Annotated in this window: 18 protein-coding genes, 2 rRNA genes and 1 pseudogene; 11 read left to right on the top strand and 10 right to left on the bottom strand. The window is 67.8% G+C overall.

What is annotated here, in order from left to right; translation table 11 throughout:
• The 3 genes from ABT115_RS06010 to ABT115_RS06000 all read left to right on the top strand — a co-directional run.
• Positions 1-73 (top strand): 23S ribosomal RNA (locus tag ABT115_RS06010); the annotation flags it as partial.
• A 78-nt stretch (positions 74-151) separates the two neighbouring features.
• Positions 152-268, top strand: a 5S ribosomal RNA gene (gene rrf / locus ABT115_RS06005).
• Positions 269-404: 136 nt separating this feature from the next.
• Complete coding sequence (locus ABT115_RS06000; RefSeq protein ID WP_351784494.1) at positions 405-965, top strand: GNAT family N-acetyltransferase; 561 nt, start codon at positions 405-407, stop codon at positions 963-965.
• Positions 966-1016: 51 nt separating this feature from the next.
• Here the strand turns inward: ABT115_RS06000 and ABT115_RS05995 are convergent, their stop codons facing one another.
• The 10 genes from ABT115_RS05995 to ABT115_RS05950 all read right to left on the bottom strand — a co-directional run bounded on the left by ABT115_RS05995 (position 1017) and on the right by ABT115_RS05950 (position 10600).
• A complete protein-coding gene (locus ABT115_RS05995; protein WP_351784492.1) occupies positions 1017-2591 on the bottom strand; it encodes a P-loop NTPase family protein in 1575 nt (524 codons plus the stop codon).
• A gap of 1 nt (position 2592) precedes the next feature.
• Positions 2593-4011: an ATP-binding protein gene (locus tag ABT115_RS05990; protein WP_351784490.1), complete on the bottom strand. Its 1419-nt coding sequence runs from the start codon at positions 4009-4011 to the stop codon at positions 2593-2595.
• 42 nt (positions 4012-4053) lie between these two features.
• A complete protein-coding gene (locus ABT115_RS05985) occupies positions 4054-5604 on the bottom strand; it encodes an SCO6880 family protein (RefSeq protein WP_351784488.1) in 1551 nt (516 codons plus the stop codon).
• A complete protein-coding gene (locus ABT115_RS05980; protein WP_502969032.1) occupies positions 5601-6911 on the bottom strand; it encodes a hypothetical protein in 1311 nt (436 codons plus the stop codon). The genes ABT115_RS05985 and ABT115_RS05980 overlap by 4 nt, the downstream gene beginning before the upstream one ends.
• A gap of 52 nt (positions 6912-6963) precedes the next feature.
• The gene (locus tag ABT115_RS05975; protein WP_351784484.1) at positions 6964-7833 is read right to left on the bottom strand and encodes a DUF8175 domain-containg protein; all 870 of its coding nucleotides are present in this window, start codon (positions 7831-7833) and stop codon (positions 6964-6966) included.
• A 179-nt stretch (positions 7834-8012) separates the two neighbouring features.
• Positions 8013-8321, bottom strand: a complete 309-nt coding sequence (locus ABT115_RS05970) for a DUF8827 family protein (protein ID WP_338671865.1) — start codon at positions 8319-8321, stop codon at positions 8013-8015.
• Positions 8322-8605: 284 nt separating this feature from the next.
• Positions 8606-9244 carry a ribonuclease FAU-1 family protein gene (locus ABT115_RS05965; RefSeq protein ID WP_351784512.1) on the bottom strand — a complete coding sequence of 213 codons (639 nt, stop codon included), beginning with the start codon at positions 9242-9244 and terminating at the stop codon, positions 8606-8608.
• A 69-nt stretch (positions 9245-9313) separates the two neighbouring features.
• Complete coding sequence (locus ABT115_RS05960) at positions 9314-9559, bottom strand: DUF397 domain-containing protein (RefSeq protein WP_351784482.1); 246 nt, start codon at positions 9557-9559, stop codon at positions 9314-9316.
• Positions 9552-9743 carry a DUF397 domain-containing protein gene (locus ABT115_RS05955; protein ID WP_351784480.1) on the bottom strand — a complete coding sequence of 64 codons (192 nt, stop codon included), beginning with the start codon at positions 9741-9743 and terminating at the stop codon, positions 9552-9554. Before ABT115_RS05955 ends, ABT115_RS05960 begins: the two co-directional genes overlap by 8 nt.
• An 11-nt stretch (positions 9744-9754) precedes the next feature.
• Positions 9755-10600: a helix-turn-helix domain-containing protein gene (locus ABT115_RS05950; protein ID WP_351784478.1), complete on the bottom strand. Its 846-nt coding sequence runs from the start codon at positions 10598-10600 to the stop codon at positions 9755-9757.
• A gap of 204 nt (positions 10601-10804) precedes the next feature.
• On the opposite strand from ABT115_RS05950, the gene ABT115_RS05945 reads away from it, so the two are divergent.
• From ABT115_RS05945 to ABT115_RS05910, 8 genes and pseudogenes are all read left to right on the top strand, one after another.
• Positions 10805-11248, top strand: a complete 444-nt coding sequence (locus ABT115_RS05945) for an ATP-binding protein (protein ID WP_351784476.1) — start codon at positions 10805-10807, stop codon at positions 11246-11248.
• Positions 11249-11375: 127 nt separating this feature from the next.
• Positions 11376-11795 carry a MarR family winged helix-turn-helix transcriptional regulator gene (locus ABT115_RS05940; RefSeq protein WP_351784474.1) on the top strand — a complete coding sequence of 140 codons (420 nt, stop codon included), beginning with the start codon at positions 11376-11378 and terminating at the stop codon, positions 11793-11795.
• A complete protein-coding gene (locus ABT115_RS05935) occupies positions 11792-12229 on the top strand; it encodes a hypothetical protein (RefSeq protein WP_351784472.1) in 438 nt (145 codons plus the stop codon). Before ABT115_RS05940 ends, ABT115_RS05935 begins: the two co-directional genes overlap by 4 nt.
• 180 nt (positions 12230-12409) lie before the next feature.
• Positions 12410-12627, top strand: a pseudogene (locus tag ABT115_RS05930) (hypothetical protein); the annotation flags it as partial.
• A 287-nt stretch (positions 12628-12914) separates the two neighbouring features.
• Positions 12915-15266, top strand: coding sequence for an alpha/beta hydrolase (locus ABT115_RS05925; RefSeq protein ID WP_351784471.1), 2352 nt, complete (start codon positions 12915-12917; stop codon positions 15264-15266).
• Entirely contained in the window at positions 15263-15868 is a 606-nt protein-coding gene (locus tag ABT115_RS05920; RefSeq protein WP_351784469.1) for a hypothetical protein, read from the top strand. The genes ABT115_RS05925 and ABT115_RS05920 overlap by 4 nt, the downstream gene beginning before the upstream one ends.
• Before the next feature lie 111 nt (positions 15869-15979).
• Positions 15980-17002 (top strand): bifunctional lytic transglycosylase/C40 family peptidase, encoded by a 1023-nt coding sequence (locus ABT115_RS05915; protein ID WP_351784467.1) that lies wholly within the window; start codon positions 15980-15982, stop codon positions 17000-17002.
• Between the two features lie 377 nt (positions 17003-17379).
• Positions 17380-18111 carry a phosphatase PAP2 family protein gene (locus ABT115_RS05910; RefSeq protein WP_351784465.1) on the top strand — a complete coding sequence of 244 codons (732 nt, stop codon included), beginning with the start codon at positions 17380-17382 and terminating at the stop codon, positions 18109-18111.
• Positions 18112-18143 lie beyond the last annotated feature (32 nt).

The raw sequence follows: 18143 nt of genomic DNA, 5'->3' as shown, positions 1-18143 counted from the left end.
GTTGATAGGCCAGATGTGGAAGCCCGGTAACGGGTGGAGCTGACTGGTACTAATAGGCCGAGGGCTTGTCCTCAGTTGCTCGCGTCCACTGTGTTTGTTCTGAAATTACGAACGGCCGTGTTTGTTCCGGTGTTGGTTAATTTCATAGTGTTTCGGTGGTCATTGCGTTAGGGAAACGCCCGGTTACATTCCGAACCCGGAAGCTAAGCCTTTCAGCGCCGATGGTACTGCAGGGGGGACCCTGTGGGAGAGTAGGACGCCGCCGGACTCCTTTTACGGGAAAGCCCCGTGCCCTTGTGGCACGGGGCTTTCCTGCGTTCACCCCTCTTTTCAGGCGGGCGCGGGGCGGTCGGGGGCCGTGAATGTTGTTTGCGCAGGTCGGGAGGGCGGGGCAGGATCGGCGGATGGAACATGTGATTCGAGCCGTACACGCCGATGAATGGCCCCTGGTCAAGGAGCTGCGGCTGGCTGCCCTGCAGGACCCAGCCGCGCCGATGGCCTTTCTGGAGACGTACGCGCAGAGCGCGGCACAGCCCGATGCGTTCTGGCAGGACCGGGCGCTCGGCGCGTCCGAGGCCGGGAGTGGTGAAGTGCGGCAGTTCGTCGCCGTTGCGCCCGGCGGGCGGTGGGACGGCAGCGTCACCGTGCTGATCGAGCGGCCGGACGCGGACGTGCGGTTCGGGGAGGCGGCCGACGTTCATCAGGCGCATGTGGTCGGTGTGTTCGTACGGCCTGAGGCGCGGGGTGAGGGCCTGGCCGAGGAGCTGTTCCGGGCCGGGACGGACTGGGCGTGGTCGCTGGTGGAGCCGCGGATCGAGCGGGTGCGGCTGTATGTGCACGAGGACAACGCGCGGGCTGCGGCGCTCTATCGGCGGATCGGGTTTGCGGCCACCGGGGAGTCGGTGCCTGTGCCGAGCGACCCGTCCGCGCGGGAGCTGGAGTATGCGGTGGGGCGGCCGGTGTAGGTGTGGGGCGCCGGGTTTGCCCGGCTAAGGGTTGTCCCGTAAGGACAGCCCTTAGTGCCGCGAGCTTGTGAGGTCTTGGGGCCAGCGGGCGCGGGCCTGTTCCTCGGAGCGGAGGAGGGCCAGGGTCGGCAGGCCCAGGGCCTGGCTGGTCGACAGCAGCTCCGGGAGACCGGGGAGGGGGGCGACCGCGGCGACGTCGTCGAGTACGAGCGTCATTGGTGGGTCGAGCCGACCGTCGGTTGACCGTGCGGCCAAGCGGCGGCCGTGCTCGACCACGTGCGAGGCGAGCGCTGTGAGCAGGGGCATTGCTCCGGGGCCCGAGCGGGGATCCTCGATCGGTTCGCCCATCACATAAAGGGTGCCCCCCTCGTTGGCAAAAGATTCCAGCGCGAGCGAATCGGCCCGGTTCGGTGTGCATGCCTCGCGAATGTGGACCGAGGACAGCGCGGTGAAGGCCCGTACTACCAACTCCTGTGCCATCTCCCGGCGTTCGGGGTGGGCGGTGAGTGTGGATTCCAGCACGCCGGCGAGTCCGGAGGCCGCTTTGGGGTGGGTACGGAGCAGGCGCACCGGTTCGTGGGCGCTGCCGCCGAGGGCCCAGCGGTGGACCTGGCGGAAGGGGCGGCCGTCGATGGCGGCGGCGTGCAGCCAGCACTTCAGGAGGGTTTCCGCGGTGTCGGCCGTCGTCGTGTCGATACGGGCCTGCGGCCGGACCGGGGCGAGTAGTGCGGCGGAGCGGGCGGCGGCCGTGTCGGGCTGTTCGCAGCCGGCTGTGGGGGACCAGTGAAGGCGGGCCGGGGTGTCGCAGAGGTGCCCCGGGTCGTAGACGAGGACCGGGCCGAGCTTGGCGCGGGCATCCTTCGTCTCGGCCCAGACGGTGGGGTCGGAGGTGACGACGAGCGCGGGCCCGTCGGCCTCCTGGACCGTCTGGAGGACGGTGGGGCGGCGGGTGGCGGCCGGTCCGTAGACGACGAGGGGGACGTGGGGGGAGAGGATCGTGGGGAGGACGGCCTCGGGCGGTGTGTGCTCCAGGGGGACGGGTGCGGGAACGGGGAGGGGGACGGCGACGGGTCCGGGTGCGGGCACGGGTGCGGGTTCCGGGGAATGGGCCGCAGGTTGCGGCTCCGGATCCGGCCCCGGAGTCGGAGCCGGCTTCGACCCCGGCTTCGGCTCGGTCCGCGATGGGTTCTGGGCCTTGGGCCGGGGTTCCTGCCACTGGGAGCGTACGGGCCCGTCGCCGTCCCCGTACCGTTCGCTTCTGTGCCGTGCCCGTACCATCCGCCAGCGGGTCACCACCCCTATCACGAAGACCGTCAGCACCATCAGCGCCATCAGTTCGCCTATGAACAGGCCCCAGAACAGCCCGTACCCGGAGAGCTCGCCCGCCGGGGTGTCGGGCCAGGCGGCCGGGAGGTCGTGCGGCGTGGTGACGAGTTGCCGCATCGCCAGGGGGGTCTGGGCGAGGGTGACCCCCTCCGGCCAGGCGCCGTGCGCGAACAGTCCGGCCAGGCCGGTGGCCGTCCATGCCAGCAGCGTCAGCCCGAGCAGAAAGGCCAGCAGGCCGATCAGCAGACCGTCCGGGATGCCTCCGCTGCCGCCGGTACGAACCTCGCCGCGCCCCGCCATGTCATGCCACCGTTGACTCGGACGACTCGTTCAGTCGTTGCTGGTGCTCGATGCGTGCCGCGCGCTGCTCGGCCTCCAGGTCGGCGGCGCGTACGTCCTCCGGAAGGAGTTCTGCCGCGGAGGACTCGGTCATCGCGCGGTCGGTGAAGACCAGGGGGCGTTCCGCCTCGGTGATCAGGTGTTTGACCACCTGGACGTTGCCGTTGACGTCCCAGACCGCGATGCCGGGGGTGAGGGTCGGGATGATCTCGACCGCCCATCGGGGCAGGCCGAGCACCCGTCCTGTCGCTCTGGCCTCGTCGGCCTTCTGGGCGTAGATCGTGCGGGTCGAGGCCATCTTGAGGATCGCCGCGGCCTCGCGGGCCGCCGCTCCGTCGACGACATCGCTCAGGTGGTGGACGACGGCCACGAAGGACAGGCCCAGTCGTCGCCCGAACTTCAGCAGGCGCTGGAAGAGTTGGGCCACGAAGGGCGAGTTGATGATGTGCCAGGCCTCCTCGACCAGGAAGATGCGTTTCTTCCGGTCGGGCCTGATCCAGGTGTGTTCCAGCCAGACGCCGACGATCGCCATCAGGATCGGCATCGCGATCGAGTTCCGGTCGATGTGCGAGAGGTCGAAGACGATCAGTGGGGCGTCGAGGTCGATGCCCGCACTTGTCGGTCCGTCGAACATGCCGCGCAGGTCACCGTCGACCAGGCGGTCCAGGACGAGGGCGACATCGAGGCCCCACGCCCGTACGTCATCTATGTCGACGTTCATCGCCTCGGCGGACTCGGACTCCGGGTGGCGCAGCTGGTCGACGATGTCGGTCAGGACCGGCTGCCGGTCGGTGATCGTCTCGTTGACGTACGCGTGGGCGACCTTCAGTGCGAAGCCGGACCGTTCGTCCAGGCCATGCCCCATGGCGACCTCGATGATCGTACGGAGCAGGGCGAGCTGGCCGGTCGTGGTGATCGAGGGGTCGAGCGGGTTGAGCCGGATGCCGCCGTTGAGTGCGGCGGTCGGGTCGAGTCGGATCGGGGTGAGGCCGAGCTCCTGGGCGATGAGGTTCCATTCGCCGACGCCGTCCTCGCCCTGTGCGTCCAGGACGACGACTTGGCGGTCGCGGAAGCGGAGCTGGCGGAGCACGTACGTCTTCTCCAGCGCGGACTTGCCGTTGCCGGACTCGCCGAGCACCAGCCAGTGCGGGGCGGGCAGCTGCTGTCCGTAGAGCTGGAAGGGGTCGTAGATGTAGCCCTTGCCGGAGTACACCTCACGGCCGATGATCACGCCGGAGTCGCCGAGGCCGGGGGCCGCGGTGGGCAGATAGACGGCCTGGGCCTGTCCGGTCGACGTACGGACGGGCAGCCTCGTCGTCTCCACCTTCCCGAAGAGGAAGGCGGTGAAGGCGTCCGACAGTGCGGACAGCGGATCTCGCATGGCGTGACCGACCTCCCTCTCGTTTCTCTCGGTCGTTTGCGGCTAGCGACGGATGCCGGTGGCGAACGGCAGGGTGTTCACGAAGGCGCGGTGGTGCTCGCGGTCGCACCACTCCAGCTTGAGATACGACTTTCCGGCCGAGGCCCGGATCGTCCGCTTGTCGCGGGCGAGGGACTCGGGCGAACGCGAGGACACGGTGATGTACCCCACCAGGTTCACTCCGGCCGCGCCGCTCGCGAGATCTTCACCCCGCTGGTCGAGCCGGCCGTGCGCGGCGATGTCGCGCGGGTCGACGGTGCGGTTCATCTTGGCCTGACGGCTGGCTTCCGCCTCGTCGTTGGTCTTCTCGGTGAGCATCCGCTCGATGGCGATCTCGGTGGGTTCGAGGTCCATGCAGACCGCGACCGTACGGATCACATCGGGTGTGTGGACGAGGAGCGGGGCCAGAAAGTTGACGCCGACGGGTGTCATCGGCCATTCCTTCACCCAGGCCGTGGAGTGGCACCAGGGCGCGCGGGTGACCGACTCGCGGGTCTTGGCCTGGAGGAACGTCGGCTCGACCGCGTCCAGTTCGGCCGGCCAGGCGTTGCGCTTGGTCATGGCCTGGATGTGGTCGATGGGGTGGTCGGGGTCGTACATCGAGTGCACGAGGGAGGCGAGCCGGCTCTGGCCGAGCGGCTGGCGTACCCGGATGTCGGCCTCGGCGAGGCGGGCGCAGATGTCGGTGAGCTCGCGCGCCATGACGACGGCGAGGCCCGCGTCCCGGTCCAGCTTGCGGCCGGCCGTGGGGCGGGCGGCGCGGGCCATGGCGTTGGCCTCGGCTGCCAGCTCACGGGTGTAGTGCATGCAGGCCACGAGGTAGGCGCGGTGCTGTTCGCTGGAGGTGGAGACCATGGACTGGAGCTGGTCGTAGGACTCCTGCAGCCAGCCCGGGGACTTCTTGTCGCCGCGCTGGGCGACGTCCTTGGCGTGGGCGTCCGGGTCGGCGGGGAGGGTGCGGGCCAGCATCTGAATGCGGGTCACGAAGCCGTCGCCATTGGCAACGTGTTTCAGCAGCGTGCCGAACCGGTCGACGAGCGCTTCCTGGTCCTCGCTGTCGCGCAGCCCGACGCCGGGGCCCTCGATCTCGATCGCGGCGGTTACGGTGCGGCGGTCGGCATGCAGGAGTACGGCGATCTCGTCCGGGCCGAAGGGGGCGGCGAGCCAGTTGATCCGGCCGATGCCGGGGGGTGGTCCGATCTCGACCTCGCGCCCGTCGGCGCCGACGCCCGCCTCCATGGCCGCCGAGCGGTAGGTCGCACCGCGGCGCAGGGTGCGCTTGTAGCTGCGGTTGATTTCGAACCACTTGTACAGGGTGCGGTGCTTGTACGGGAGGTAGACGATCGCGAGGGCGAGGAGGGGGAAGCCCGCGAGCAGCACGATCCGCGGGGCCAGGTACGGGACGAGCAGCCCGCTCATCATGCCGAAGAACGCACCGACGATGATCAGCGCGATCTCGCCGGTCTCGCGGTTCTTGCCGACGATCGCGTTCGGCCTGGCCCGGCCGATGAGATACGTACGGCGGGGCGCGATCGTGTGGGACTGAGTCGTCAACGCCCTCCACCTCCCGTGCTGTTGTTACCTGAACTGCCTGATCCGCCACCTCGGTGGGAGCGGCTGCCGTGAGGAGTGCCGGAGGTCGGTCCCGATCCGCTGCGGGGCGGAGGCGCGGCGGGGACGGATCCGCCGCCGGCTCCGCTTCCTCCGCCGGAGTTGCGGGAGCTGTGCGCGGCGACACCGCCGCTGATCGGGTTGGCGGGCCGTCCCCCGCCGCTGCCGCTGTCGCCGCCGTTCTGGCCGCTGCGGCTGCTGTGGGTCTTGATGCCCTGGGAGACGAGAGCGGCAGGGGAGCTGATCAAGGCTGCGGCCTGGGAGCCGTCGGTGGCCTGCTTACGGTTGGTGCGGGCGCCCTGGATCTCGTCGCCGAAGCCGGGGACGAAACGGTAGATCATCGCGGAGGCGAAGATCGCGAGCAGGATGATGGCGAGGCCGGAGACGACGGCGGAGAACGCGTTCGGCCCGTCGTCCGCGGAGAGCGCGCCGGCCAGCCCGAGCACGATGACGATGATCGGCTTCACCATGATCACCGCGATCATGATGCCCGCCCAGCGGCGCACGTGGCCCCACATGTTCTTGTCCACGAGCCCCGCGTAGACGACGGTGCCGAGGAGGGCGCCCACGTAGAGCAGGGCGGCGCGGATGACGAGCTCCAGGTAGAGGACGCCCGCGGCGAGGATCGAGACGAGCGAGACGACGATCAGCATGATCGGTCCGCCGCCGATGCCGGAGCCCTTCTTGAGCGCTTCGGAGAACGAGCCGAAGAAGACGTCGGCCTTGTTTCCCGTAGCCGAGGCGATCACGTCACTGACGCCGTCGGTGGCGGATACGACCACGTGGAGGACGAGCGGGGTGAAGGCAGAGGCGATGACAGTCAGCCAGAGGAATCCGACGGCTTCGGAGATCGCGGTGGTGAGCGGGACACCACGGATGGCGCGCTTGGCGACGGCGAACAGCCACAGGACGAGCGTGAGGACGGCGGAGGCCGCGAACACGATCGCGTACTGCTGCCGGAAGGCCTCGTTGGTGAAGTCGACGCTCGCGGTCTGCTCCACGGCCTCGCTGAGCTTGTCGACGATCCATGCAGCGGCGTCGGCGCAGCCGCGGGCGAGGGAGGAGAGGGGGTCCAGGGAGTTGTCGAGGGTGGAGGAGGGGGCGGTTTTGGGGGCGCCTGCGTCGCCGTTTTCGCAGTATTCCTTGGCAAGCCCGACGATGAGGTCGCACGCGTCGTCACTCTTGCTGGGAGCGGGCGTGGGTGTCGGTGAGGGGGCCGCGGCGGCTTGCGATGTCAGCAGGACCACCATGGCTGGCAGGCTGCTTACGACCGTTACGAGGGAGCGCGCACGTGGGCGGTGGCTATCGGGCATAGGTGAAGCCTCCGTATCCCTCGACCGCACCAGCGATCTCGTCCGCAGTTGATGCCCTGTTGTCGCCGTTAACCGGTGTGGGGCCTTCCGTCTGGCTCGACGACTCGACCTTCCAGTCGCCCCCGACCCATTTGAGCTTTTCCGAGATGGTGAACCATGTAGCGGTGACAGGCTTGGTGGAGCCCTGTCCGGCCATTCCGACGAGACCCGTGCACCAGACCTCAACGGTGGCTGTATCGCCGCTCTGTTCAACCACCTTCGTGCCGACTGGGACGGTCCGAGAAACGAAGGTCAGGCCACTGGGAGCGGTGCCGTCCTCGTTGAGGCCGACGTTCTTGAGGAAGCCCGGTGAGTAAGCCTTCGTCATGGCGGCCAGCAGGCTTTCCACGACGGCTGGGTCGTGGGTGGCCTGAACAATGCTCCGGCGTGTGTCCGCGTTGAACATCCCGACAGATCCCAGCGCCACCGCGTAGTTGGACGCCGCGCTCTGCGCCCCCTGCTCGTCATGGGCGAACCCCGACGGAATCGAACCGTTCTTCCCGGTCACCGGCTTCGTCCCCGTGGCCGCCGTGGACGACGAATCCGGCTTGCTTCCCGCATTCCCCGAGCCGCCGCCACTGGCTCCGCCACCGCCACCCATGTTCGCGAACGCGATAGCCGCGATCAGGAGGACGACCACGCCGACCACCGTGACGAGGGAGCGGGAGTTGCGGGCGGGGCGGCGGGGGGTGTTGTAGCCGTCGCCGCCCTCGCCGTCGGGGAAGCGGGTACGGGTCTGGCGCGTACCGCCGATGGTGCTGTATCCATCGTCCGTACGACCCGCGCCGCTGCCGTAGCCCTTCTCGTCGCCGAGACTCATGCCGCGTACGCCCCCTCAACCGTTTCCTGAACCAAGCAGCACGACGGTAGCCGTGCGGGTTTCCGCGTGGGCGCGGTGTGGTGACTCGACATCAGGGAGACGCAACCTCTGCGGCACGACGGGCGGATGGTGTTGGTTGGCGGTGGGCGGCACTGCCCCTGGCGTGGAATGACAGCCGGTCAGACGGCCATCCCGTAGACGATGGTGAACAGAGTTCCCAGCGATCCGATGATGAACACACCTGTCAGACCGGCGACGATCAGCCCCTTACCCTGTTCCGCGCTGAACGTGTCGCGCAGTGCCGTCGCGCCGATGCGCTGCTTTGCCGCACCCCAGACCGCGATGCCGAGGCAGAGCAGGATGGCGACGGCCATCACGACCTCGATCATTACGCGGGCTTCGTTGCCCAAGGTCCCGAACGGTCCCCAATTTGGGGCGATTCCGCCGATGATGGTGGTGATGTCGCCCTTTTCAGCTGCCAGGATCATGTAAGTCACCGCCCCTGTTGGGTAGTTCAATGCCCCTGTCACACGACACGGGTCGCTCTCTATCTTCGCTGATGAAACGGCTCTCGTATGACGGCTTGGCAGGTCTCTTTACCCGAATCTCGCACATTTGACCGGTCTGACTGCCCTGACCTGCGGATCGAATCGATGTATGACCGAATATGTATGGTTACTCTGTGTATCACGGAGGGTGACCCCGGGCAATGACTGTCATCCCGCCACCCTGGCCGAGACCTTTACGCAGCGCTGGTCAGCGCAGTGGCTGGTCAGAGCAGGGGGTGGCGTGGGACGGGTGGCCGGGGTGGTGTCGTCCAGGTCGGAGGCGGCCGAAAATCACACCAGGTGCCGTCGAAGGGAAACGTTCCGGCCTCGGCGAGCCGTGCGACCGAGGTGCCCTCGCTTCGGATGGCTGACGCCTCGTCGGCCGACCAGTAGGCCGGGTGGCCGGTCTTCTCGGCGAAGGACTGTTCGTCCTTCCACTGCCAGCTCCGGTCCGGCGCCACATTGATGTCGAGTTCGTGGTCGGTGATGTCGATGTCGTCGCCGTGGTGGACCCGGTGCTCCAGATTTACGTACCAGCCACGGAACCTCCGTCTGCGGCCGAAGAGCCAGAGCACGGAGTGCGCGGCACCGGTCGGCTGGTAGAAGAGCGCGCTGCCCATCGGCCACCGGTCGGCGACCACCGGGTATCCGCCGGCCGGGCGCTCGTGCGGAGCGATGTCCCGCAGATGCGCCCCGCGCGGAAGCTTTGTACGCCACATGGGCGTTCCGGTTTCCATCCATACCAGTTGGCCCCTGTCGGTGCGCTCGACGAGACGTACGGGCACCGAGGCGCTGAGATGGCCGCCGATGAAGAAGTTCCAGCGGAGTATCCGGCCCGGCTCGTGGTTCATGCCGTTGATCATGCCCGCGGTGGCGCGGTCGGACACGTGCTCGGGCATGTGGTTGGACACGCCGAGGCGGGCCGGTCTCCGTCAGGTCTGGGTGGCCGGGTTTTCGCCGTCGAGTTCGGCGAAGTGGTCGAACTCGCCGGCGAGGACGCCCTTGGTGAAGGCGTCCCATTTCACCTGGGTGGTTGTGACGATGTTGGTGGGGTCGCCGGTCTCGCGGAGGTATACGAGTTCGTCCGGGCCGAAGGCGATCTCGATCCAGGGGCCGGGGCCCTCCTCGCCTTCGGGGGCGGCGCGGATCCAGGTGAGGTCGGCGGGGATGTCAGTCATGGGGACGGCTCTCCTTGAGAGTGCGTACGAGGGCTGCCCACGCGGCGGGCGTGGTGCGGAGTATCGCTCCGGTGAGGTCGCCGCTCTCGGTGAGGCAGACCGTGCCGGGGACGGGTGCGGCTATGTGTACGCAGGAGTTGCCCTGGGCGCAGTACGAGGACTTCTGCCAGGCGGGAGCGGACATGGTGGGTTCCTTCACAGGTCGCGGGCGATGTTGCGGATGAAGTTCCTGGATGTGTCGCGGTCCAGCGCGGTGGCTTCCATGCGGCCGAGCAGCACGCGGTACTTCTCCAACTGGGCCTCGGCGTCGAGGAAAACGGGGCCGTGGGACTGATCCAGGTTGACGGTGTCGAGCTGCGGAACCGGTCCGAGGAAGTAGTAGATCGACTGACCCGACCCGGGAAAGGTTCCCGCGGAGAATGGGATCACCTGGAGAGTGATGTGCTCGCGTTCGCTCATGTCGAGAAGATGCTGAAGTTGCTTGCGGGTCACCGCCGGACCGCCGAACTGCATGCGCAACGCTGCCTCATGGACAACGGCCTGGTGTGGCGTGGGTGATTCCCTGAAGAGCACGGCCTGTCGTTTGATGCGGAACGAGATGCGGTGCTCGATGTCGGGAGGCGACAGTTCCGGCACGTCCTGGCGGAAGACTTCGCGCGCGTATTCCGCAGTCTGGAAGAGGCCGGGGATGTGAACGGTGACGGCTGTTCGCAACCGGCGGGCGTGGTGCTCGATCTCCGCCAGGTCGAGCAGCGGTGCGGGCAGAATCTCTCGGTACTCCTCCCACCAGCCGCGTGTGCGGTCGGAGGTCATGTGCCCCAGCGCGGCGACCACGTCCTTGTCGGCGCAGTCGTATTGGCCGGCCAGAGCGCGTAGGCGTGCCAGGCTCACGCCGATTCGTCCGGCCTCCATGTTGCTGATCTGGTTTTGCTTCACGCCCAGGAGTTGTCCGGCCTGGGTCGCAGTGAGTCCTGCGCGCTCACGGAGTTTGCGCAGCTCGCTGCCGAACCGAAGTTGACGAGCCGTTGGCTGACTTCTCACGGGTTCATTCGCCTCCTTGAGCGGCTGGTCACTCACAAGGGTGTCAGTCTATTGATTCACCAAGAATCGGTTAACACGTTAGCTGCCGGTCGCTACCTTGGATGCCAGGCCACCCGCCCGGAAGTACCCCGCTCGACGGAGCGGCCTCGTCACCGGGCAACCGGAAACCCATGATTCAACGTCCTTCTGTGAACGGAGACTTCTATGGCCAGTGCCACGGTAACCCCGCCCTGGACGTACACCCTCCAACTCCCGCAGGATCCCCGCGCCCCCGGCGTGGCCCGTGCCACCCTCCGCACCATCCTGCGCGTCCACGGCATGCGCGAACTCACCGAGACCGCCGAACTGCTGGCGAGCGAGCTGGTCACCAACGCCTATCTGCACTCCTCGGGGGCGTACTCCCTGCGCCTGCGCGACGCCGGACGCAGCCGCGTCCGGCTGAGCGTCTGGGACACCAACCCGCATATCCCCGCCCCGTTCCGATGGAGTGCCGAGGCCCCTGCGGAACTGGCCGAACGCGGGCGGGGGCTGTACCTCGTCACCCTCTATGCGGAGAGCTGGGGTGCGTACCCCATGCGGGGCGGGCTGCCGGGGCAGGGCGGGAAGCTGCTCTGGGTGGAGTGCGCATGGAAACCGGGGTGCCAGTGAGGTGATTTGTAACTGTGCGCAAGGAGACTGCTTGCTGCGATTGGGACCTGGCTGTGGACGGGGGCGGGTTCGGTTTTGCGGCAAGTCATACGAAATCGTATAGTCCGACACCGTGAAATCCGAAAGCGTGCCATCTGAGTGGTCGGCCCTGCTGGCGCTCCAGCGGGCCACCCACGCCACCCTCCAGGTGCTCGCCGCAGAGCTGGTCGACCTGGACCTGACCGCCTCCGAGATCAATGCGCTGGCCAACCTCGCCGACGGTCGCGGGCGAACCGTGTCAGAGCTGGGCGCGGCCGTGGGCACTCGCCCCACCACCCTGACCAGCGTTCTGGACCGCCTGGAACGGCGCGGCCACATCACCCGGGGCACCCGCCCGGGAGACCGCCGGGCGGTGCTCATCGAGCTCACATCCTCCGGACGCCTGGCAGCCGCCACGATCCGCCAGACCGTCACCGACCTGGAGCACCGCACGCTCGGCGACCTGCCCGCCGACGCGATCGCCGGCCTGCGCACCGCCCTGCAGGCCCTGACATCGGTGTCCTCATGACCACGCAGCAGCCCGGGACACTGACCCCAAGTGCGCCCACCTTCGAGACGTTGATGGCCGAGGTGATGGCGACCGCCGAGCGGTTCGGTCACCGGGAGCATGTCCACCTGACGTGGCTGGCCGTGCGACGGTGCGGCGTGCCCGCAGCAGTCGGCCTGGTCGGCGACGGCATCCAGCGCACCGCCCGTTACGCGGGCGCGCCCCAGAAGTACCACGCGACCATCAGCCGCGCCTGGGTGGAACTGGTTGGGCACCACGCCACCAAACCGGACGAGGGCGACTTCGCAACGTTCGCCGACCGCCACCCGGCGCTGCTCGACAAGCGCCTGCTGACCCGCTTCTACCGTCCGGCAACGCTGGCCGGCCCGCAGGCGAAGAACGGATGGGTCGAGCCCGACCTCGCCCCGTTCCCCTGGCAGGACGCCGACCAGTAGTACTCAGGACCCGCCAGCCCGTGTGCTCTCGTTCCGCACCCGGCACGCTTCCGTCCGCCGGTGGCCGGAAGCGGGCCGTGGCACGGGCCGAGGTGAGTGCGCCGGTCGCAGGCACGTCCGACGGCCGAGATGCCCGGGACACCCTAAGGGCTGTTGACGTGTTCGCAGGTGCCGGTGGATTTTCCGGCGATCTACGCGCAGACCAAGGACGGTTTCGGCGTCAGCCTCATCATCGGCTACAAGGGCCAAGCATTCTTCGAAGTCGATAGCCCCTGCGTAAAAGCGAGTCAGAAATCGCCGAATCCACCACCCCACCGAACAGCCCCGCCTACGAAGGTGTCTACCCGCTCCCCCGCCCCAACGTCCACTCCGACTTCTGGTCCGCTGGAGCTACCTGACGCCACGTCATAGCCGCCCAACAAGTCCATATCAGGCCAGTCGGTGGCGTAGGGGGCAGGCTGGCCACCTGGGACTTTGAGCCCTGCATTGGGCCCTGGGGCCCATGCCGCGCCCAGTGTTGGTGTGGTCGCATACAGAGACCGGGGGAACTGTCGCTGCGCCCACTCACAAAGCTGGGAGACTCGTCGTGTCTGGCATACGAGAATTAGCGGTTTCGGGTGGCGCCGACATAAACGCTGCCGAGGCCCGTCCAGTTGGACAGTCGTTGTCTCGCCCTCTGCAAGCGGTGCTGATTCTCGTCCGGTTGCTCTTCGCGGTCACTGTCTTGGGCGTGATCGACGCGCTGGTCGTGGCCTCGTCCGTCGATGCGGTGGATGGGCACCTTCTGGGCATGGTGCTGTACGCCGCACTGCCCGGTGTCACCGGATTCGTACTGTCGCTGTACATGCGGACGGGCGGCGTCTGGATCTGGCGCGGGCTTCTCGCCGTACATGTCTGGCTCACCTTCGGCGCCCTGGCGACCCTGGGGGAGAGCACCGGCGGACAGGGTGTGGCGCAACTGGTGATGCCGGTTGTCGTCGTCGTTCTGCTGTTCCGGCACAGCTCTCGCGAGTGGTTCGGGCTCAGCCCCGAACAGCGCGCAGAGTACCGGCCGTTCAGCATCGCGCGGATGATCAAGTGGCGTCGGGACGCCGGTCAGACCGCGATGGAGTACCTGGGCATGATCCTTGTGGTCGTGGCTCTCATCGGCGGGCTCGTAGCGACGGGAATCGGCGGGCAGTTGACCGGGGAGATCCGGAACGCGATCTGCCAACTGACCGGAAGCGCCTGCCCGCCACCCGATGTCGACGTGGTCGCCGGCAATGGCAACGGCGGCGGTACCTCGACCGGGGGCGGATCCGAATCCGCCGGCGGTGCGGGATCCGAGGGCTCGACCGTGACCGGGGGCACGGGGTCGGGTGGCTCGGACACATCCGGCGGCTCGGACACATCCGGAGGGTCCACCGCATCCGGCGGCTCGGATTCCGGTGGCTCCGCCTCGTCCGGCGGCTCCGGCGGCTCCGGCGGGTCCGGTGGCACAGACGGCACCAGCGGCTCCAACTCCTCCGGCGGCTCCGGCACCTCCGGCACTTCCGGCGGTTCCGATGGCTCGGCCAACGGCGGTTCTTCTACGCAGGTCGACGCGGGTAGACAAAACTCGAACCCGAACTCCTCCCGCCCCTCGGACGGCAATTTCCTCACCGGCGTCGTCGGCGACGACGGCCTGTGGGGCGACGTCAGCGGTGTCGTTGACACGATCTCCCACCCCGTCGACACCGCCAAGGGCATCGCCGACCAGTACGCCCAGGCCGCACGCGGCGCCGGCGACAAGTGGAACAAGGGCCACTACGTAGCCGCCGCCTGGGACATGACCAAGGCCTCCGGCGGGGGCGGCGGCGCGGTCGCCGGGCTGCCCGGCTCCGGTTCGCGGGTAGAGGCAGCGGTACGGGACGCGGAGCGCCGCTATCTCAACGACCGGATCCCGCGCAATGCGACCGCGGCCCAACGCAGGGACTGGTGGAAGGGGCTGACGCAGCAGCAGCGCGATCAGTACCTGGAGCTCTTGCCGGACCAGATCGGCAATCTGGACGGCATTCCCGTGGCGGACAGGGACGCGGCCAACCGGAAGAACCTCCCCAAGCTGATCTCGAAGCTGGAGAGGAAGACCGACTCCAAATCGAAGGACCAGCTGGCGGGGCTGAAGGAGATCGACCGGCAGCTGAAGGAGGGGAGCAAGCCGCCGATGTACCTGATCGGCATCAGCGACGAGGGCAACGGGCGGGCCATCGTCTCCTACGGCAACCCCGACACCTCGAAGAACGTGTCGGCCTATGTGCCGGGGCTGAACACGTCCCTCGACGAGCAATTCGCGAAGAACGACCTCAAGCGGGCCCGTGACACGGCCATCGGCGCCCAGGGCTACGACCCGTCCACCGCGTCGATCGTCTGGCTCGGATACGACGCACCGCAGACGCCGGACGGGCTGCACAGCCTCGCGGTCGCGGGTACCAGCCGGGCGGACAAGGGCGGCGCGGCCTACAGCGACTTCATGGGCGGCATCGCGGCCACCAACCAGAACAAGGACCCGCACATCACGGCCATCGGGCACTCCTATGGTTCACGCACCGTGGGCTCTGCCACGCAGCGCGTGGGTGGTATTCCGGGAGTGGACGACATCATCCTGGTCGGTAGTCCCGGGGTGGGCGTGGACCGTGCCGTGGACCTCGGTGTCGGCAGCGGGCATGTCTTCGTCGGTGCCGCGGACAATGACGCGGTGACCAAGCTTCCGTCCAAGACACAGGCCGCCGTGGGCATGGTGGGGATGATCCTGGGAGGCCCCGCCGGTGCATACTTCGCCGGGGACCTGGCCGACCCGGGCGACGACGACCTCTGGTTCGGCAAGGACCCGGCAAGCAAGGCCTTCGGGGCCAGACGGTTCCCGGTGGCTCCTGGCCAGCCCGTGATCAGCACCGGCGGTGTGAGCTTCGACGCGCACTCCAACTACTTCGATCCGGTACGAGACGCTATGTCGGCGGACAGCATCGCTCTGATCGTGTCGGGACACGCCGACAGGCTCAAGATGGAGGCACAGCGATGAAGCGAAGGTTCCAGATCGTTGCGGTGGCCCTGGCTTTCGGCTTCGCACTGTCCGGCTGCGGCAACGACAGCGGGCAATCGAGCGGCAGCGAGAGCGTCAGGACCACCAAGAGCAGCGAGAGCAGCAAGAGCACCGAGGAGAGCGGCATGAACATGCAGGAGGCCGCCGAACGGTCCGACGGCATGCTCGACGCCGTACTGAAGGAGATCGACCCCGAGGTGCAGTGGGCGCACGGCCCGACGACGACGGGCAGTTGCGATGTGACGCGCAGGCGCACCGTGATGACCATCGTGTCGCCGGAGCGCCGGCAGAGCTTCCTGGACCAGGTCGAGACGTTCTGGCGCAAGAGCGATTACCGCATCAAGGCGAAGAACAACGACAAGGAGTTCCCGGCGGTCTACGCACAGACGAAGGCCGGCTTCGGCATCAGCGTGAGCTTCCGCGGCAAGGGGCAGGCGTTCTTCGAGGCGGACAGCCCCTGCGTGAAGGAGTCGAAGGTCGCCGACCCCACCTCCAAGCCGAACGGCCCGGCCTACGAAGGGGTCTACCCCCTCCCGCGCCCCAACGTACACTCCGACTACTGGTCGGCCGGAGCATCCTGATGGTTGGTCAATGCGCCAAAGTGGCTGGTCAACGACCCTGATGAATCGGATGATTCGTACACACCCGCGAAACCGCTCATGAACTCGGCTCCGATGGGGGATGGTTGAGGGGTGCGGAAATTCTGGGTGGTTGGTGGCATCGGTGTCGGCATGGCCATGGGCTTCGTGGCGTTGCTCGTCGTCGGTACGTATTCCGCCGCGGCCGGACTCGTCGGTTCCGGCAGCGGCGGAGCCGTCGGGCTGGCGAAGGGGGCCGTGCCCGCGAAGTATCAGTCGCTGGTGCAGAAGTGGGGCAACCTCTGCCCTGCCATCAACCCGGCTCTCCTGGCCGCCCAGCTGTACCAGGAGAGCGGGTGGAACCCGCGGGCCGAGAGTCCTGCCGCCGCTCAGGGCATCGCCCAGTTCATCCCGGGCACCTGGGCCGGACACGGGATCGACGGAGACAACGACGGGGACCGGGACGTATGGGATCCGGCCGACGCGATTCCGTCCGCCGCGTCGTACGACTGCGAACTGGCCGGGTACGTGAAGAAGGTGCCGGGGGACCAGACGGACAACATGCTGGCCGCGTACAACGCCGGTGCGTACCGGGTGATCCGCTCGGGTGGGGTTCCGGACATCGCCGAGACGCAGAATTACGTCAAAATCATCCGGTCCCTGGAGAAGAGCTTCGCCCGGCCGGTCGGCCGGGTGCAGCCCTCGCAGCAGGCAGCCGGGGCCATCTACTTCGCGCAGAAGAAGCTCGGTACGAAGTACCTGTGGGGCGGCAACGGCACGCCCGAGCAGGGCGGGCGGTTCGACTGTTCGGGGCTGACCCAGGCCGCGTACCGCACCGTGGACATCGAACTGCCCCGGGTTGCGAACGACCAGTACAATGCCGGGCCGCACCCCTCGCGTGACGAGTTGCTCCCCGGTGACCTGGTGTTCTTTTCGGATGATCTGAGCAACTCGCGGGCCATTCACCATGTGGGGCTGTACGTCGGGGGCGGGTACATGATCAACGCCCCGTACACCGGGGCCGTGATCCGGTTCGACAAGATCGACACACCCGATTACTTCGGCGCGACGCGCGTGACCAAGGACGGGGCCGCGGCTCTTCCGACCGACCTTCCGGGCGACCGTCCGGCGGCGTGACGTGCAGGGGTGGCGGTGTCCAGAACTCTCCGTGAAGCCTGGGCCCTGAGCTGCGACGATGAGTCACTCTTCGATAACGTCATGGTGATCATTCGGTGGAGAGTGGAACGTACACCCAGGGCACGTCGTTCCCTGGGTGGGCTGGACGGTGGCGCACTGACCGTGCGGCGACGACCTCACCCACGATTGGCAGTGGGAGAAGGCGCGGTGTCTGGGGCCTTCGGATCCAAGGCCGTGGGTGAGGCCGTAAGCCCCTCAGGGGCAGAACAGCCATGCAGTACCGATCCATGCAGTGATCGAACCGACACGGGGGTTCGTCAAAGCGGTGCACATGGGTGTGGACCGCGGCAGCAGACAAGGGCAAGGGGCCGCAGCAGATGGCTGGACTCGCACTGGATGGGTCGAACCCCGACGTCAGCCTGCTCTACGACATCAATGGACTCGCGAAGTCCGCTCCCACCTGGTTCGACCGGGTCATGGAGTTCGTCGGCGAGTACGGGATCATGCTCGGCATGGTCCTGGTGGTCCTGTGGTGCTGGTGGAGCATGCGTCGGCGCGGCACGGCCGAAGATTCGGTGACGGCGGTTGCCGGGATCGTCTGGGCGCCGCTCGCCGCCGGCATCGCTTTGCTCATCAACATCCCGATCCGCGGCTTCGTGGAGCGGCCACGCCCGTTCCGGGACCACCAGGGGCTGGATGTCCTGGTGGACGGCAAGGACGACTTCTCCTTCGTGAGCGACCACGCCACGATGGCGATGGCTCTGGCCGTCGGGCTCTTCATGGTCAACCGGAAGTTCGGCATCGCCGCGATCGCGCTCGCCCTGCTGGAAGGCTTCTGCCGTATCTATATGGGTGTGCACTACCCGACCGACGTCGTCGGCGGATTCGCGCTCGGCACAGCGGTCGCTCTGCTGCTCGCCCCGCTTGCGATGATGCTGCTGACGCCGTTGGTGGCGGCCGTCTCCCGTTCGAACCGGCTCGGGTGGCTCGTACGGTCGCGCCGGCCGGTGCCGTCGGCAACGGACGACGGGCGGTCCGGAGCGTGCGGGATTCCCGAGCCGCGGCCGGGGACGGACGGCAGGGACGGAGAGAAGGACCTGGCCGCCTGACGACCTCGGGGAAATAGGGAGTGGATCAAGGA

It is taken from the genome of Streptomyces sp. NPDC001832 (genome assembly GCF_040297265.1).
Taxonomy (GTDB): Bacteria; Actinomycetota; Actinomycetes; order Streptomycetales; family Streptomycetaceae; genus Streptomyces.
The sequence above is the reverse complement of the archived record's forward strand: the minus strand, read 5'-3'. Positions and strand labels throughout refer to the sequence as shown.

Excerpts from the sequence above, each read along its gene's own strand:
- ABT115_RS05965 (WP_351784512.1), bottom strand. The coding sequence starts at position 9,244 with ATGATCAACGGCATGAACCACGAGCCGGGCCGGATACTCCGCTGGAAC.
- ABT115_RS05945 (WP_351784476.1), top strand. The coding sequence starts at position 10,805 with ATGGCCAGTGCCACGGTAACCCCGCCCTGGACGTACACCCTCCAACTC.
- ABT115_RS05920 (WP_351784469.1), top strand. The coding sequence starts at position 15,263 with ATGAAGCGAAGGTTCCAGATCGTTGCGGTGGCCCTGGCTTTCGGCTTC.
- ABT115_RS05910 (WP_351784465.1), top strand. The coding sequence starts at position 17,380 with ATGGCTGGACTCGCACTGGATGGGTCGAACCCCGACGTCAGCCTGCTC.
- ABT115_RS05970 (WP_338671865.1), bottom strand. The coding sequence starts at position 8,321 with ATGATCCTGGCAGCTGAAAAGGGCGACATCACCACCATCATCGGCGGA.
- ABT115_RS05935 (WP_351784472.1), top strand. The coding sequence starts at position 11,792 with ATGACCACGCAGCAGCCCGGGACACTGACCCCAAGTGCGCCCACCTTC.
- ABT115_RS05975 (WP_351784484.1), bottom strand. The coding sequence starts at position 7,833 with ATGAGTCTCGGCGACGAGAAGGGCTACGGCAGCGGCGCGGGTCGTACG.
- ABT115_RS05955 (WP_351784480.1), bottom strand. The coding sequence starts at position 9,743 with ATGTCCGCTCCCGCCTGGCAGAAGTCCTCGTACTGCGCCCAGGGCAAC.
- ABT115_RS05995 (WP_351784492.1), bottom strand. The coding sequence starts at position 2,591 with ATGGCGGGGCGCGGCGAGGTTCGTACCGGCGGCAGCGGAGGCATCCCG.
- ABT115_RS05960 (WP_351784482.1), bottom strand. The coding sequence starts at position 9,559 with ATGACTGACATCCCCGCCGACCTCACCTGGATCCGCGCCGCCCCCGAA.
- ABT115_RS05990 (WP_351784490.1), bottom strand. The coding sequence starts at position 4,011 with ATGCGAGATCCGCTGTCCGCACTGTCGGACGCCTTCACCGCCTTCCTC.
- ABT115_RS06000 (WP_351784494.1), top strand. The coding sequence starts at position 405 with ATGGAACATGTGATTCGAGCCGTACACGCCGATGAATGGCCCCTGGTC.
- ABT115_RS05980 (WP_502969032.1), bottom strand. The coding sequence starts at position 6,911 with ATGGTGGTCCTGCTGACATCGCAAGCCGCCGCGGCCCCCTCACCGACA.